The 15,416-nt window shown below is 40.1% G+C and carries 12 protein-coding genes; 4 read left to right on the top strand and 8 right to left on the bottom strand.

The window, feature by feature from the left end:
- Positions 1-247: 247 nt before the first annotated feature.
- From ISP07_RS02425 to ISP07_RS02405, 5 genes are all read right to left on the bottom strand, one after another.
- Positions 248-2,824 carry a TonB-dependent receptor gene (locus ISP07_RS02425; protein WP_209326666.1) on the bottom strand — a complete coding sequence of 859 codons (2,577 nt, stop codon included), beginning with the start codon at positions 2,822-2,824 and terminating at the stop codon, positions 248-250.
- Between the two features lie 110 nt (positions 2,825-2,934).
- Positions 2,935-4,533: a glycoside hydrolase family 3 protein gene (locus ISP07_RS02420; protein ID WP_209326665.1), complete on the bottom strand. Its 1,599-nt coding sequence runs from the start codon at positions 4,531-4,533 to the stop codon at positions 2,935-2,937.
- Positions 4,534-4,545: 12 nt separating this feature from the next.
- A complete protein-coding gene (locus ISP07_RS02415; protein WP_054551876.1) occupies positions 4,546-5,319 on the bottom strand; it encodes an ATP-binding cassette domain-containing protein in 774 nt (257 codons plus the stop codon).
- A complete protein-coding gene (locus ISP07_RS02410; protein WP_054551875.1) occupies positions 5,312-6,280 on the bottom strand; it encodes an ABC transporter permease in 969 nt (322 codons plus the stop codon). Before ISP07_RS02410 ends, ISP07_RS02415 begins: the two co-directional genes overlap by 8 nt.
- Positions 6,281-6,288: 8 nt before the next feature.
- Positions 6,289-7,389, bottom strand: coding sequence for a substrate-binding domain-containing protein (locus ISP07_RS02405; RefSeq protein ID WP_082389194.1), 1,101 nt, complete (start codon positions 7,387-7,389; stop codon positions 6,289-6,291).
- A 261-nt stretch (positions 7,390-7,650) separates the two neighbouring features.
- Here ISP07_RS02405 and ISP07_RS02400 point away from each other — a divergent pair, with 261 nt between their 5' ends.
- From ISP07_RS02400 to ISP07_RS02390, 3 genes are all read left to right on the top strand, one after another.
- Positions 7,651-8,838 carry an ROK family transcriptional regulator gene (locus tag ISP07_RS02400; RefSeq protein ID WP_209326664.1) on the top strand — a complete coding sequence of 396 codons (1,188 nt, stop codon included), beginning with the start codon at positions 7,651-7,653 and terminating at the stop codon, positions 8,836-8,838.
- Between the two features lie 145 nt (positions 8,839-8,983).
- Entirely contained in the window at positions 8,984-9,655 is a 672-nt protein-coding gene (locus ISP07_RS02395; RefSeq protein ID WP_209326663.1) for a penicillin-insensitive murein endopeptidase, read from the top strand.
- A 254-nt stretch (positions 9,656-9,909) separates the two neighbouring features.
- Positions 9,910-11,091: a hypothetical protein gene (locus ISP07_RS02390; protein ID WP_054551872.1), complete on the top strand. Its 1,182-nt coding sequence runs from the start codon at positions 9,910-9,912 to the stop codon at positions 11,089-11,091.
- 59 nt (positions 11,092-11,150) lie between these two features.
- Here ISP07_RS02390 and ISP07_RS02385 read toward each other — a convergent pair whose 3' ends face one another.
- Positions 11,151-11,741, bottom strand: coding sequence for a LysE family translocator (locus ISP07_RS02385; RefSeq protein ID WP_199529155.1), 591 nt, complete (start codon positions 11,739-11,741; stop codon positions 11,151-11,153).
- 99 nt (positions 11,742-11,840) lie between these two features.
- Here ISP07_RS02385 and ISP07_RS02380 point away from each other — a divergent pair, with 99 nt between their 5' ends.
- Positions 11,841-12,290 (top strand): Lrp/AsnC family transcriptional regulator, encoded by a 450-nt coding sequence (locus tag ISP07_RS02380; protein WP_054551870.1) that lies wholly within the window; start codon positions 11,841-11,843, stop codon positions 12,288-12,290.
- 45 nt (positions 12,291-12,335) lie between these two features.
- On the opposite strand, the gene ISP07_RS02375 is transcribed toward ISP07_RS02380, so the two are convergent.
- Both ISP07_RS02375 and ISP07_RS02370 read right to left on the bottom strand, forming a co-directional pair.
- Entirely contained in the window at positions 12,336-13,037 is a 702-nt protein-coding gene (locus ISP07_RS02375) for a (2Fe-2S)-binding protein (RefSeq protein WP_209326662.1), read from the bottom strand.
- On the bottom strand, positions 13,012-15,411 hold the full coding sequence (locus tag ISP07_RS02370) for a GNAT family N-acetyltransferase (RefSeq protein ID WP_209326661.1): 2,400 nt from the start codon (positions 15,409-15,411) through the stop codon (positions 13,012-13,014). The genes ISP07_RS02375 and ISP07_RS02370 overlap by 26 nt, the downstream gene beginning before the upstream one ends.
- Between the last annotated feature and the right edge of the window lie 5 nt (positions 15,412-15,416).

Genomic DNA, 15,416 nt, shown 5'->3' with positions numbered 1-15,416 from the left:
ATCCATGAAATTGGATTTAAGGTGCTTTTTTGTTAACGATTTATTCACCTCAAGGTTAAAGGTAGTTGACCTTGATAATAAGTCAAATGTTTTTACTAATGTGGTGGGTTTAGCTTTTGGTTGGAAAGTAAGGCAAGCTGGGCAACTTGCCTTATGGTTGAGCATGGGGCTCTGCGTTAGCTAAAAGACCAGAGGAGGGAAGCTGAAACCTAACCTGGTATAAGCAAATAACTGCATAAATAGGTTTTTAGAATCGTATGCTTGCGCCAACAAAGTAACGGGTACCAAACTCATCTACGCTATGAACAATATTGCCTGCTTTTGGTTGACGTAAGACGAGGGCCTCATTCAATAGGTTTGCTGCTTCAAGGGTGATATCTAGATAATCTGTGGCATGCCAAACAATGGATGCATCTAATTGATCGTATGGGTCGTTCATACTGTCTAGGCTACTACCGTTATATTGTCGAACCCAGTCATCGCGGTAGTTGTAGGCTAGACGCGCACTGAACATATCATTTTCGTAGTAACCAGATAGGTTAAATGAGTTTTGTGAAACTTCCTCAATTGGAACTTCTTCTCCCGCTGAATTTGTACGGCTACTGTCTGTGTAGGTGTAGTTTGCTTGTATACCAAAGCCATTATCAAAGTCTTGTTGATATTGCAGTTCTATGCCTCGAACATCTGCTGTACCGACATTTCTTGAACGCGTTACAAGACATTCAGGGCCACAGCCTGGATAGTTTTCTTTTACTGTGGTTTGCTCAATATAATCACTTATATTCTTGATGAAGAATGTTGCACCGATAATTGAAGAGGGACTGAAATACCACTCAACACCCATGTCATACTGATCTGATTTATAAGGGTCTAGCTCTGGGCTACCTACATTGGCAGTTTGAAAGCTTTGTGAAATGATATCGGCAACCTTCATATCGTCATAATCAGGACGTGATATTGCAGAGCCTGCTGCAAAACGGAAAATCATATCTTCTGATAAATCAACCGCCAAATTTAAACTAGGTAAGTAGTTGCTGTAGTTTTTACTGATTTTGTCAGGCTCGCCATTTATACTGCCGGTTGAGAGGATATCTGTATCGACATAACGTAAGCCGATGTTACCTCTAAAGCCTTCACCAGAAAAATTAGTTTTCACGTAGGCGGCAGTAATGTCTTCTTCAATTGAGAATGCATCTTTTACTGTAATTTCAGAAGGCTTGTTTTTGTGTGCGTAATCCCAGATAGCGGTGCTAGCAACAGGGAATGCTGACAAACTACCAGCTCGACCTTCAGCGCTGTGTAAGCCAGATACAAAACCGCCATTAAAATCAGCTAAAGTTAAGTTGTCAGCTTGTGCCGCTACTACATCTAAATCTTGGAAATCACCTTGCGATGAAAACACCTGCTCTTGGACCTTTATACCTGCTTGAACAGATGTGAATAAGCCCGATTCAAGTTGAAAGGTAAAGTCAGCCTGTGCATAGTCAATAGTATTGTCTCGCTTGTAATTGATGTATGTGAACTCTTGGAATAGCGCAAAATTGTTATGATCTTTCATGTAGTCTGGGTTCGTAGGGACCAACTCTAATGGGCCTGCAACATCAAAGCTGAAGCTCGAGTTTGCTGTATCAGTAATATCGCCCCACCAAGTACTTGATTGTAAAGTACGGCCTTTAGCATCAGAACGACCAACTACAAAGTCAGCAGACCAAATGTCCGCATTGTAGTTAAGTGAAAAGTTAAGGGCGTCGGTTTGCATTTTCGGAGTTCGTAATACGGTGTTATTAAACAAAGGAGCTGGGCCTGGGCCTGATGCAAGTGACGTTGCTGCAGTGACAATACCTTGGTCATTAACCACAACAGAGTCACCTTGCATTTGACCAAATCCCACAATGGCAAATTGAGCAGAGTTTACATGGCTGTTTTCAAGTTCAAACAAGTTGTAATTTAAATCCATACTCAACGCATCACTAGGAGCATATTGTAGAGTGATTTGTGAGCTGCTACGCTCTCTATCTTCATCAAATAGAATTGATGACATTGCCCCATATGATTGACGTTCGACACCATTTGTATCAACAAATGTGGCATTACCCGCTGGGCCAAAGTTTGATAACGTCTCACGATATACTTTTGACTCTTCGTTTGAGTAAGCGACTAAAATACCGAAGTTTTCGTTGTCGTTTTTCCAACTAACAAGAGCAGAGTATGCAGGAGACCAAGTTTCAGCGTTGGCGTGATAGCTGTTTTCAACAGAGGCGTATACGGTGCCACTATCTAGGTTAAGCGGTTTTCTTGTTTTTAGGTTAACAGTACCACCCATTGCGCCTTCATTGATGTCAGCTTCTGCTGATTTGTATAAATCCATTCCAGAGATTTGCTCTGCTGCGAGCATCTCAAAGTTGAAGCTACGATTCATACCGCCTAAGTCAAACCAACCAACACTGGCAACATTTTGTCCATTAAGTAACACCATGCTTTGTTCTGGTGCAGTACCACGTACTGTTACGCCCGCAACCTCGCCAAAAGTACGCACTACCGTAACGCCAGGGATGCGCTGCATAGCATCACCAATATTTTTATCTGGAAACTTACCAATGTCTTCTGCTGAAATTGAATCAACAACAGAGTCTGCGAAGCGCTTGGTGTTTAATGCTTCAGTAAGGCTACGACGAATACCACGGACTTCAATGGTTTCCATTTCCTTGTTTTCTTGCGCTTGAGTTTCATTCTGTTGAGCGTAGGTTGATAATGAAGCGCTTGATAGCGCTGTCATAATACATAGCGTTAAATAATGAGTTTTTAAAGCCGCGGTGGTTTTCATTTGTTTACCCCTTTGTTGTTATCATTATGTTTAATAAAAATGATTTACTAATTATTTATTAAATCATTTTGACTAATTGTCAAGTTTAATTTGGTTGTTTTATGAGCGTGTTAAAGCAGCTTTGCAATTATTTCAGCACTAATAGCTCGGCTAGAGTATGCGCAAATATAGGTTTTTAAACGTGGGTGATTAGCAAGCTCGTAATCAGAGCGCATCCCAATGACTACAAGTTGATCTGGCCACTTTTCAACGGCCATTTTGAGTATGTTTTGTTGGTCTAAAACATCGAATGACTCGCCTGGCAAAGGATAATCTTCGGTTACTAGTACTAATGGTTCTTTAAGCCGAAACTCTTCACTATTAAGCGCAGCCAGTAGTTGTTGATAACTGAGAAGAGTATGTGGTGTATTTCGCTGTTTTAGTGTATTTACTATGACATGTTGAGCAGATAAGGGATCGTTAGGACCAATCCCTCTGTCATTAGTTATTTTATCGTAACCTTGCGGGTTCGCTGCAAAAGCTAAGGTAAATTGGTGTTTGTCGAGTGGCCAAAGTCCATTTTCATTTCTCAGCACTTTTATCGCTTTCTCTGCTGCAAGTTTTGCAATATCTGAGGCTTTATTAACTAGGCTATATGGCGTTCTAATTGCATCTGCAAAGTGCGTATATTTAAACACTAATACGTGTTGAAGCCTGTCATTAATCACGGTTTCACATAACTCGTTATTGTTAACGGCGTCGATAACACCTTGAATCGTGGCAGCTTGAATTTCTTTGTAGGGAGTTGTACTGTTTTCGTAATGTTCTTCACTTAACATGACAATATGAGCCCCTGCCTTAAGTGCCTTTATTGCGGCCTCGCTTGGCTCATAATTACGCCTCATAGACCACATATTCATGCTGTCTGTAATAATAAGCCCTTTAAAGCCTAATTGTTTCTGTAGAATATCCTGCAAAATTATCTTTGATAATGTGGCTGGGTTGTCGGGGTCTATTTGCGGGTAGCAAATATGGCTTGTCATTATAAGCCCAACACCTTGTTCAATAGCGGCTTTAAATGGTACTAGATCTTGCTGCATGAGTGCGGTAAAAGATTTATCCACAGAAGGTAAAGTTTGATGCGAGTCACTGTGTGTATCTCCATGACCTGGAAAATGCTTTGCACAACAGAGATTACCTGACTTATTTGCCCCTTCAACTGCTGCACCGACATGTTGAGCAACCGCCACGGGCTCCTCCCCAAAAGAGCGCAAACCAATAATCGGGTTATTAGGGTTTGCATTAACATCTGCACAAGGCGAGAGCAGAGTGTTGTAGCCAATGTGCTGCATTTGTTCCCCATACACTTGATACATGTCAGCTGTTAATGAGCGGTCATTTACCTGCCCAAGCGCAAGGTTTCCGGGGCCTAAATCTGTATGGTGTGTAAGTATGCCCCAGGCACCTTCTTGATCGACTGCAAGTAACAATGGGACATCACATGCTCTTAAAGCAGCTTCCTGCTGCAACATAGCAGCCATAATGGTTGCTTCTTTTTGATTGGCAGCGTTGTCATCTGTGATATAAAAACCACCAACATGAAACTGTTTGACTAATGTTTTTGCGTAATCGTAGTCTTTTCCTGCAAATGCGAGTAAAAACAGTTGGCCAACTTTTTCGGCTAAGGGAAGTGTGTCGATTAACTGGGCTACTTTTTTTTCTATACTCATTCTCATACTCCTTTATGCCGCTGTTTTAGCGCCTGTGATTAAGCTTACTAAGTCTTCTTTAGTTACCTCTGAAACTGCAACATCGGCGACTGATCGACCTTGGTAAAGTACAACAGCTCTGTCGCATGTTTCGACGACATGCTGCATATTATGACTGATCAGTAATACGGCAACACCTTGCGAACTGATGAGGTTAATAAGCTCGTTGACTTGAGCACTTTGTTCCACACCTAAAGCGGCTGTTGGTTCGTCCATGATAACGATATCAGCTCCCCAGTTTACTGCTCGTGCAATAGCAACTGCTTGACGCTGGCCTCCCGATAAACGGTAAATTTGTTCTTCGAAGCTCGGAATACGGCTATTAAGCCGGTTTAGTGCTTTCTTGGCTTTTTTCTCCATCGCTTTTTTATCTAGCCAGCCAAGTTTACGAAGAATTGGGTTTTTGTGTTTTATTTCACGATTAAGGAATAAGTTTTCCGTAATATTAAACTCAGGCACCATAGCTAAGTCTTGGAAAACAGTTTCGATTCCAACGTTGCGTGCATCAAGAGGAGAGTTAATATTGACCTCATGGCCATTGACAATAATCTCTCCTTCGTCAGGGCTATGAATGCCTGAAACGCAGCGAACTAAAGTTGATTTACCTGCGCCGTTGTCTCCAAGTAAACCAACAACTTCGCCTTTATTAATGGTAAAATTAACTCCTTGAAGTGCGTGAACACCGCCAAAACTTTTTCTAATGTTTCGAACTTCTAAGGCGACTTGATCGAGTGCTGTTCTAACCATTTTTTAACTCCTTGACGCCAATAGCTACGGCAATAACTAAAATTACACCGCGTGCAATCATTTGTTCATTGGTTGAAAAACCAGAAAGAATAAGTCCATTATTGATCATGCCCATTAACCAAGAGCCTAAAATTGCGCCAATTATGCAAGCGCGCCCACCAAAAAGACTGGTTCCGCCAATAGCTACGGCGGCAATAACCGTTAATAAGTCTGCTTCACCGAGTGTGTAACGTGCGCCATGTAAGCGACCTGCATATAACAGACCTGCAAGGGCAGCGGCTAAAGAAGATATAACCAATGCATAAAGTCGAATTCGGGTTACTTTAATGCCCATAGCAAGTGCTGCTTTTGGACTACCGCCTACAGCAAGCAAGTGGCGACCAAAAGAAAGCTTAGTTAAAACTACATAGGCAATAACTGCGATAACAAGGGTCCAAATAAGCAAAGATGGCACACCAAATAGCTCGCCGGCACCAAAAAAAGCGGTAAAAGTTTGGTCAATAATTGGTACAGACTCTAAATTAGTAATTTGTCTTGCAACGCCGGTGATTACACCCATAGTTCCTAAGGTAATAAGCAAAGACGAGACCTGTAAACGCTCGATTAGTAAGCCGTTAATCAGACCTACAATCAGCCCTACGCTTAAGGCACCAACTACCGCAAGAGGAATGCCAACATGCTGTAGTAAAATTGCGCCAACTAAGGCCGACAGTGCGACGACAGCGCCTATTGATAAATCAATGTGTCCGACAGCTAACGCAAATGTTAGTCCAATTGCCATAATAGTGACGGGGGCTGTTTGTCTTACGATATTCATGAAGTTAGTTAGGCTAAAGAAGCCACTGTCATGAAGCGTCACAGTAAATAACAGCATCACGGTTAGAAATATGTAGTAAATAAAGAACTCTCGCTTTAACGCAAGCCCCTTTATTTGATCAAGTGTTAGTTGATTTATGCTCATGTCATTCCTTATTGTTTTAATGCTAAATCAAGTAGTTTAGGTAGCGGTGCTTTGAATGCTTTGTGCCAAATTGAGGCTATATTTTCGTGGGTTACCGAATCGAAAGGGACCAGAGTAAATTCAGGTGCTTGAATACCAATTTCGGCACCTGCAGCAATGCGAGCCATGGTCTTACCAATGTCGTATGGGCGGTCTGAAATCGTGCCGTATAAGTTGCCATTCATGGCCATATCAAGCAGGTTATTTACTCCCAAATCGTGAGTGACTACTTTTATATCTTTACGGCCAATTGAGCGCAGTGTTTCAATTACACCTTCTGCTGCAGTATCCCATGATACATAAATAGTATCTATTTCAGGGTGTTGTAACAGCATTGCTGCGGCAATATTGCTGGTTTCATGTTCCTTTACAAAGCCTTTCTCACTAATCACTTTAATATTGCTGTAACGTGTTAAAGCTTTTCGAAAGGCTTGATCGCGATTGTTGGTTATAAAATAGTTAGCATCATGGAAAATGATCCCTATTTTCCCTGTGTCATTTGATGCCTGTGCAACAAGCGTTGCGGCAGCTTCGCCCATACCAAACATATCATCAGTGACAATTCCGGCGAAGTCTTTGTTATGTTGGAAGCCAGGGATAGGGTTACTTAATAAGACGAGTTTAGCGCCACCAGCGAGTATTTTTTGATAACTTAACTTTGTGCTTATGCCATCAATACTCAGAGATAAAACTAGGTCAGGCTCTAATGCTGAAATGTTCTCTAAATCAGCTACTTGTTTTGCAGGGTCATATTGCGCATCTGTCTGAGCAATTACCCTCACGCCTAGTTTTTTAAATTCATCTTCTGCACCTCGGCTAACAGCATTGATCCAAGGGCTCGCGCCGTGCCAAACGAGAGCAGCAGTGAGCTTTTTATCTTTTATTGTGTTTATTTGCTCAGCTGAAAGGTTGATATCGCTAGAGTTAGCGGCTTTTGACCAGTCTATCTCTTGTATATTTTTCGCAGATAAAGAGAAGCTGTAAGAGCAAAGTATATATAAAAGGCTCAAAAAGACGATGTTTGGTGATTTTAATGCGCTATGATTTTTGTTTTTTCTAGTTGTAGACATATTAAACAGTCCTGTTTAATTCATGCATTTTTACTTAATAGTAATAACTTACTATAACTATATGTAATTGTTAGGTAAGCTGGTTTTGTAATGTAAGGGTAAAGTAAAAATAACATTTCTTAATTGTTTTATTTATAATCATATTTGTCTATGAATATAAATATGTCAAATGTTTTTACTAATTAATTTTTATTCGGTTTCCTGCTAGGATGGCTTAAACTGCGTAAGACGTTATAAAAGATGTAAAAAGGTGGGCTTAAAGTGAAAGGATCTAACGCAAAGCAAAATAAAGCGATAAATTTGCGTCTTGTGCTCTCGCAAATTGTTACTCAAGGCCCCGTTTCTCGTGTGGAAATAGCGCGAAATACGCAGCTGACAAAGCAAACAATCACCAACATGGTTGAAGAGCTCTTAGCTGCAAAACTAGTAGAAGAAGTAGGGATTAAAAAAGCTGAAGGGGCAGGAAAACCCTCTAAAATGCTTGTCCTTAATAAAAAAGCAGCTTACACAATAGCGATAAGAGTCGCTAATAACGAGCTAGAGGTAGGTCTTTTTTACCTCAATGGTGAGCAAATAAATCGGTTACATACACTCGTTGAATCAGAAAACCTACTAGACAAAACTGCGTACTTAGTTGATACGTTAGTTCAAGTCGATGATATCGATAAATCATTGATTCTAGGTGCTGGTTTGTCTGTAGAAACGAGTGATGATAGCGCAATAAATGGTTATACATTTAATAAACAGTTGCAGCACAAGCTCGCTAATAAATTACAATTACCCATCGCCTTAGAGACGTCAGCGTCTGCTTGTGCGGCATACCATATGTTATTTGGTGAAGCTCAGCAATTACATAACTTTATTTTTATCCACTTAGGCTTAAGAGTCGAATCGGCAGTCGTTTATGACAGACAAATTCTGCTGGGTCAAAATGGCTTAACTGGAGCACTTGGCGATATTTTTGTTACGCCAGAAACTGATGAAAAGACAGCTGAGCTTGGACGTTTAAATGACTTTGCGTCAATGGCGTCTTTAAGAACGATGTTAAATCTAAATGGGGTAACTCAAGAAGAGCTTATAGCTCATTGTGCTGTAAGTAAGCAGTTAGATCTGTGGGTAGAGCAAGCATCAGAGCCTCTTCGTATTGCAATTCATACCCTTGAATCTCTTTTAAATACGCAAACTATCATTATGGGTGGTGATGTGAATGAAATTTTATTAGAGAAATTAATTAAGCAGTTACGTCCTTTTATACCTTCGATCTCGCAATATGGAGACAGAGAGGTTGTTAGACTTATAAAAACCCCGGATGTAGCTAATATCACTATAAAAGGGTTAGCTGTTCTCCCTCTGCACGCCGCATTGAGTCGTAAGAATATGCAAACACTCCATATTCCGTTAGAGCTTGGTTACACCGAGCTTCAGCAATTAGTGTTTCTCTCCGAGTGATAATGAGTAAGCTGTTTTAGTGTCTAGATAATTTTAGAAAGGCTAGAACATTTGATTGATTTATAAGGATTAAAAGTAGGTTCTATTTTCACTTTTTGTTCATTCTCAGGTCGCTAAGCTTTAAATTTTTAAAGAAGCTACTGCAATGAAAACATGTTTAGTTTTAGCCTTATTATTTTGCTCTGGGTCAGTTCTGGCTAATAGCGTCTGTGGTGGAACGACTGCCAATGGCTATGTGCGTAATGCAGTAAAACTACCAAGCAAAGGTGATAACTTTACCAGTTACAGCAAAATGGCAGAGTTGGCAGGGCGTACGTATGTTCATTCGCAGGTAAAAAACATCATTGTTGATACCTACCAAGCGCTCCAGAAATCCCATCCTGATAAACGATACAAATACGCTGAAACGGGCTTAGACAATGGCGGGAAATTTAGCCCGCATAAAACCCATCAAAATGGCTTGTCGGTTGATTTTATGACGCCGGTTGTTAACGAAAAGGGGCAATCAGTTCATTTGCCAACACATGTATTTAATCGCTTTGGCTACGACATAGAATTTGATAAACAAGGCCGGTTTGAACAGTTTAAGATTGATTACACCGCTTTAGCAGCTCATATTGTTGAGCTACATAAATCGGCAACAGCAAAAGGTTACGATCTTTGGCGCGTGATCTTTGACCCAAGCCTGCAAGCTGGGCTTTATAAAACCAAGTATGCCGACTATTTAAAAGAGCATATTCAGTTTTCGACTAAACCATCCTGGGTGCGACATGATGAGCATTACCATGTTGATTTTTTAGTGCCGTGTGAAAAATAGTCTTCAATTCATTACGGTTAGAATTGTTAATTAGATTATACGGTTTTAGTGAACAAGCAGCTGAAAGCTGATAAAGTACGTTGCGCAAAACATGGATGTTTCAACTTGTGCCACTTTTAAGTAAGTCCCTCACGTTTTCTTTAAGAAAAATAGAATCATGCCTCTGTTTGTATTTAATATGCTTAAAGCCTCACTATGCATATAGCTTAAGCATTTTAATTTAGAATTTACTATTAAATATAGAATTTAAAAATATGAAAAAATTAATACAAATCTTTGCTATTTTATTCTTTGTATCAACTTTATCTGCTTGTATGACAACTTATAACCCTGTTCCTCAAGGATATCAGGGCGAAACAGCAACTATAGATGACACCTTCAGAACCATGGCAACTAGTACAGGTCGCTTCTTTTACTTGAGTAAAGTGAATGGTAAAGATGTCAATAACGCTATTAGGGCAACAAACCAAGCTACTTATGGACAAGGTATGGTTCTGTCACCAGTGGGGTTTAGTCGAAAAGTACCAGCAGAGGAAATGACACTAACACTAGTAGCGCAGGTCCATCATGCCGCACCTATTAACTATATGTTTAATTCAGGAACGAATTACATTGTTACAGGTGATGTATCTTTTATTCCAGAAGCAGGACAAAGCTATCTAGTAAAGGGATATTTGAGTAGTGACTTTTCGTCTGTTTGGCTTGTAAATAGCGCTGGTGAGCAAGTATCTGATGCTGTTGTTTTAAAAGGTGATCCTGATAAGAGTACAGCTGTAATCGCCAAATTAGTTAAGGGTAAAGTTGTACTTCCCGAGCCGCCAAAAACGCAAGCGACTATTAAAAAGCAGGTTGCTATCACAACAGAGTCATTTGATAACCCATTGTTTTTTCTTGAGCAGGGGCTAAGCGCAGAAGCTATTATTAAGAAGTTAGGTGAGCCTGATCATATTCGTTATATTGAAAAAGGCTTTTTTAATAACAAGCCTGAAATACAAATATTTCATTTCACAGATCTTGGCAGTGTTCAAATGGTTAAGTCACCTGCAGATGGGCAGTTTTACTCAAAGTTAACTTATAATGTTAATAGCCAAGAGCATTATCAGTTTGTTGATGTAGTGAACCAAGCTGATGGTACCGAAACTCAAATCCTTGGTAAGAAATTTTATAATATCGGTGTTTATAAAGAGCAATACCTAGACGCATTAGCGAATAAGCTCTGGCAAAATAAATATACTGTCGATGGGCGTATGCTAGATGGTGTCGCGTACTATTGTAAAATTATTGCCAATGCACAAACGATGCGTTATCAAGCTATGCTAAAAAGCCTTGTTGCAGATAAAGATGTTCCTTCAAAGTTACGTCGTCATTGTAAAGCGGCCAAAAAAGATATAGACAAATTAAAGCTCGCAACTGTTGAGCAGTTTGAATTTATGTAGTTTAGATCCAAGCCAATTCACTTAATCAAGTGAATTGGTATTTCAATCTTAATAATCATTTAAAACAAACTAAACATCACTGAAGCGATTAATAGAATTGCCATTAGGTAGTTAAATGCTTTTAAGCGCTTTGGGCTGGCAAGCCAGTGTTGTAGCTTTTCGCCAAGTAGTGTCCACGAGCTGACACAAGGCAGGTTAATTAAACCAAATACGAGGCTTACGATTAACACTGAGGTGAGGTTTTTATCTGGGGCATATAAACTAACCGCGCTTAATGCCATTGCCCACGCTTTTGGGTTCACCCATTGAAATAGTGCAGCCTGAATAAAAGTAAACGGCTTATTTTCACTACTGGCTTTTTGTTGTGCGTTACTTGTGGCAATTTTAAACGCCAGATATAGCAAGTAAGCAATACAAAATACTTTTAATATCAAATAGCTTGGTGGGAACAAGTCAAATAACTGCATGATGCCAAGGCCTACTAAAACCAGCATCAACATAAAGCCAAGCGTCACGCCAAGTAAGTGTGGTGTGGTTCTTTTAAAGCCAAAGTTAGCACCTGAGCTCATCAACATTAAGTTATTTGGCCCTGGGGTAATTGATGACACCAAAGCAAATAATGCCAAGGCTGTTAAAATTTCAAAACTCATCGCTATCTCTCCATTTGAATTAAGATGCAATTATAAGTTGTAATGCGCGCAATTTTTGCGCTTAATATTGTTGTGTATATTTAAAGTTCACAATGAAAAATGAAAAAAGATAAAATTAACGACAGAATATTGCATGAGCTTAAACGCAATGGCCGAATTGCCAATGCCGAGCTGGCAGATAAAGTGGGTTTATCACCTTCGGCATGCCTTCGTAGAGTGCAAGAGCTAGAAAAGCTTGGGGTTATTGCGGGGTATCGGGCGGTTATAAATAATCAGGCTGTTGGCCTAGGATTTATCGCTTATGTTGGGGTTGGTTTAAATGAGCACTCAACCGTCTCTCAGCGAGCATTCGAACACGCTCTTGAGTTTATTGATGAAGTAAAAGAGTGCCACAATGTAACTGGCTCGTTTGAATATTTGCTGAGAGTCGAGACGGCGGATCTCAAGTCCTATAAAGCATTTCATGCTGATGTGCTAGGCTCAATACCACAGGTACGCACCATTACAACTCATGTGGTAATGGAATCACCTAAGGATGAACGCGCTTAATAAATAGGTTTAAAGCCTTCATATAGTAAACGTTTGGAAAAGGCATTAGCAAGCGCTAGTGCCTTTTTTGTTTAACGGACAGTTAGCGCAATAATCAGCGGTTACAAGTTGGTAGTGTAAGCAGCAGGTTTTACGCATAAATGTCAGCTTATTGTTTTGATCATGAAAGCGATGTTTACCACATAGCTTTTGCCATGGTTGAAAACGCTTTGCTATAAATTTTATCGATTTGTCTGGCCAGCAAGCGATTAACGCTGCGTGAAAAGTATCACTTTGTAAACGTTTTAATAATCCTTTATTTAGCCTGTATTGCAATGGCACGTTATTATACCAAGCTTGCTGGTGGTCAAATAAATGATTGGCTGCCAGTTCAATCAAATCTGCATTATTAAAAGAGTCTTGTTGAGCCATGATATTTAAATTAGCCAAACCATAAATATGTGAGCCCATTACCCGCTGCTTAATATTGACCAGATCAGGAATGCAACCAAGCTGCTCTACACAGGCTACTAATAAGTAAATAACTTGCCAGTTCAGTTGTAAGTAGAGATTGATTGCGACATATCCCTCAGTAACATTTACTCCTCTTAATTTTATAGCGTTAGCTAAATCGGTTAATTGCTTGCTAGTTAAACATTGACTGCTAAACCATTGTTCATCGATTGTTGGAGTTAAGAACGTCAGCAGTGAGCACTGCTGACGTAAGGCTAACTCAAGCTTATTATGCTGTTGTGTTTGCAAGTGCATATTGCGCCAATGGGTTTTGTAAATCACCTGCATACTGCAAGCTTGAAGCTGGGTCGGTAATATCAACCATTTGTTGATTATTACGCAGCTGTAAGCGGTTTAAGCAAGACAATGGGAATGACTCAGCAAATAAATCATGCTCAGCAAACTTGTCTTTTAGAGCTGGGTGGCTCGCCTGATACTGAACAATTGTATCGGCGACGGCTTGCCAAAACTGTTGTTCAGTCAAAAGGCCATCAGTTACTAAAATTGCCGAAAGGTAGCGGAAGAAGCAATCGAAAATATCAGTAAAAATAGACAACACGGCAACGCCTTCTGGAATGGTTACCTTAATCCGCTTTATTTCATCATTCAGCTCGATATTACTATTTAATAAGGCAATTTCTTCACCAATGTCTTTAATGAATACGCCTACCGGAACATGATTATTAAATCGAACGATGAGATTTTCACCATGTGGCATAAAGACTAAATCATACTGGTAAAAACAATGTAGCAATGGTGTCATATAAGCCTGTAAGTAGTGGGCTAACCACTTATCAGCACTTAGCCCCGATTTGGCAATTTTAGCGCTCACAAATGAACGGCCTTCGCTATCGATATGAAGCAGACTTGCCATAGTGGCAAGGCTTTCATTCTCGTCCATGTATTGAGCAGGATTTTCACGCCAAAGAGCCGCCATCATTTTCTTATAAGGGTTATCGCCAAGCGCTGGATGAGTGTAATACTGCTCATCAAAGCCAAGGGTTGCGACTTCTCTTAAAGGTTGAAACTTCAGTGATTTTAAATAGCTATCTTGGTTTACTAAGTCGAACAACCATTGATTTATTGCCGGAGTTACTTTCATATAGGCGCTCGATAAGCCCCGCATAAAGCCCATATTTAAAATCGATAAGGCGGTTTTAACATAGCATTTGTGTGGTTTGCTGATGTTATACAGGGTACGAATTGATTGCTGCGGTAAATAGCTATCTTGTGAGTAGCCTAAACACACAATATGTTTTTGCGAGATGTGATAGCTATAAACATGGGCTAATTTGTTAAACCATTGCCATGGGTGCATTGGAAATAACAGATAGTCACTTGGCTTTAAACCTTGCTCAGTTAGTGCTTTTTCAAAGCGTAAACGCTCAGCTAAATCAAGCTCATCGGCAATCAAGCTCTCGTATTTATAATCATGGGTACTTTTAAAGGTGGTGTGCTGTTTGTGACACGCAAGCCATATAATTTGAAATGGGTTTGCGGCTTCCGGCGTATATTGGTGAAAATCTTGTGAGTTAAAACCAATCCGGCCATTGTTGGCAATAAAGCTTGGGTGACCCATGGTCATTTGGGTTTCGATCACTTGAAAATCTGCGTCTGCTAATTGCTGAGCGCTATAGCGATTATTTTTAAATTTAAATGCAAAGCCACTGAGTGTGCTCGCGAGTTCTTCGAGATAGGTGCCAAGCATTGATTTATCTATGTTTAACTTGTCATTACACTCAAGCACAAACGCAATAGCATCTAATGGTTGACTGTGATCAAGCGCCATTTTAGTAATGCTACTTGGCTCAACTTGTAGGTGATTAAGCAGCATTGATTCACCTTTAAACTGATAGCTTTGCCCACCCATGGTATGCAACACGTAATGGTTAGATTTTTCACTGTCGTAGCTAAACAGTCGTTCGTGATAAAACTCACTGAGCATTTTGGCAATCAGTAAACGGTTTGCGTATTGCCAAGCCTGTTGGTCTAGGTGCGAAGTACTGCTAGAGGGCGTGGATTGTTGCACTGCAGGCCCTTGCTGTGAAGTGTCGAAGCGAGACGAAAGATGCTGTAAGTAATTAAAATGATCTTTTTCTAAACTACCAAGTAATGCGGTTTTCTCACCCAATTTGATAACTTTATGATGGCTGAAACCTGCCTTTAAGTTAAGACGATGAATTTTATGATTGGCTACATCTGGCTCCACAATCACTCGCTCACAGGCGAGGGTATTAAACATAAACTCTAACACCGACTGCATAACAGCAAGACTAAACCCTGCCACAGAGAACTGCTTTGGAGCGAGTAAAATATGCATGCCTAAATCGCCGTTTTTAAGCGCTAGGTGGTTCTCAAGTTTTAGTATGTGTGGTTGGTAAATCTCAATTAAAGCAATGGGTGTTTGGTTTATTTCAAGCAAATAGGCTTGTTGAGCCTCATCTTTATTGAGTGTTGTATAAAATTCTAAAATTTCTTCGGGTGAATGTTCCATTGCTCCCCAAAACTGAGCTTGGGGGTGTTTAAGCCAAGGGGTAATAGTCGTTAGATCGTGTTCAGGGTTTAATGTTCTGATTTTTACATCACCAAGCAAAGCGTGCTTGATAGGAGTTTCAGTGATGTTTTTCATAATCG

Source organism: Pseudoalteromonas sp. PA2MD11 (assembly GCF_017808125.1).
Lineage (GTDB): Bacteria > Pseudomonadota > Gammaproteobacteria > Enterobacterales > Alteromonadaceae > Pseudoalteromonas > Pseudoalteromonas simplex.
The sequence above is the reverse complement of the archived record's forward strand: the minus strand, read 5'-3'. Positions and strand labels throughout refer to the sequence as shown.

Coding starts and splice junctions, on each gene's coding strand:
- ISP07_RS02370 (WP_209326661.1), bottom strand. CDS start 15,411: ATGAAAAACATCACTGAAACTCCTATCAAGCACGCTTTGCTTGGTGAT.
- ISP07_RS02415 (WP_054551876.1), bottom strand. CDS start 5,319: ATGGTTAGAACAGCACTCGATCAAGTCGCCTTAGAAGTTCGAAACATT.
- ISP07_RS02405 (WP_082389194.1), bottom strand. CDS start 7,389: ATGTCTACAACTAGAAAAAACAAAAATCATAGCGCATTAAAATCACCA.
- ISP07_RS02390 (WP_054551872.1), top strand. CDS start 9,910: ATGAAAAAATTAATACAAATCTTTGCTATTTTATTCTTTGTATCAACT.
- ISP07_RS02375 (WP_209326662.1), bottom strand. CDS start 13,037: ATGCACTTGCAAACACAACAGCATAATAAGCTTGAGTTAGCCTTACGT.
- ISP07_RS02380 (WP_054551870.1), top strand. CDS start 11,841: ATGAAAAAAGATAAAATTAACGACAGAATATTGCATGAGCTTAAACGC.
- ISP07_RS02385 (WP_199529155.1), bottom strand. CDS start 11,741: ATGAGTTTTGAAATTTTAACAGCCTTGGCATTATTTGCTTTGGTGTCA.
- ISP07_RS02395 (WP_209326663.1), top strand. CDS start 8,984: ATGAAAACATGTTTAGTTTTAGCCTTATTATTTTGCTCTGGGTCAGTT.
- ISP07_RS02410 (WP_054551875.1), bottom strand. CDS start 6,280: ATGAGCATAAATCAACTAACACTTGATCAAATAAAGGGGCTTGCGTTA.
- ISP07_RS02420 (WP_209326665.1), bottom strand. CDS start 4,533: ATGAGTATAGAAAAAAAAGTAGCCCAGTTAATCGACACACTTCCCTTA.
- ISP07_RS02425 (WP_209326666.1), bottom strand. CDS start 2,824: ATGAAAACCACCGCGGCTTTAAAAACTCATTATTTAACGCTATGTATT.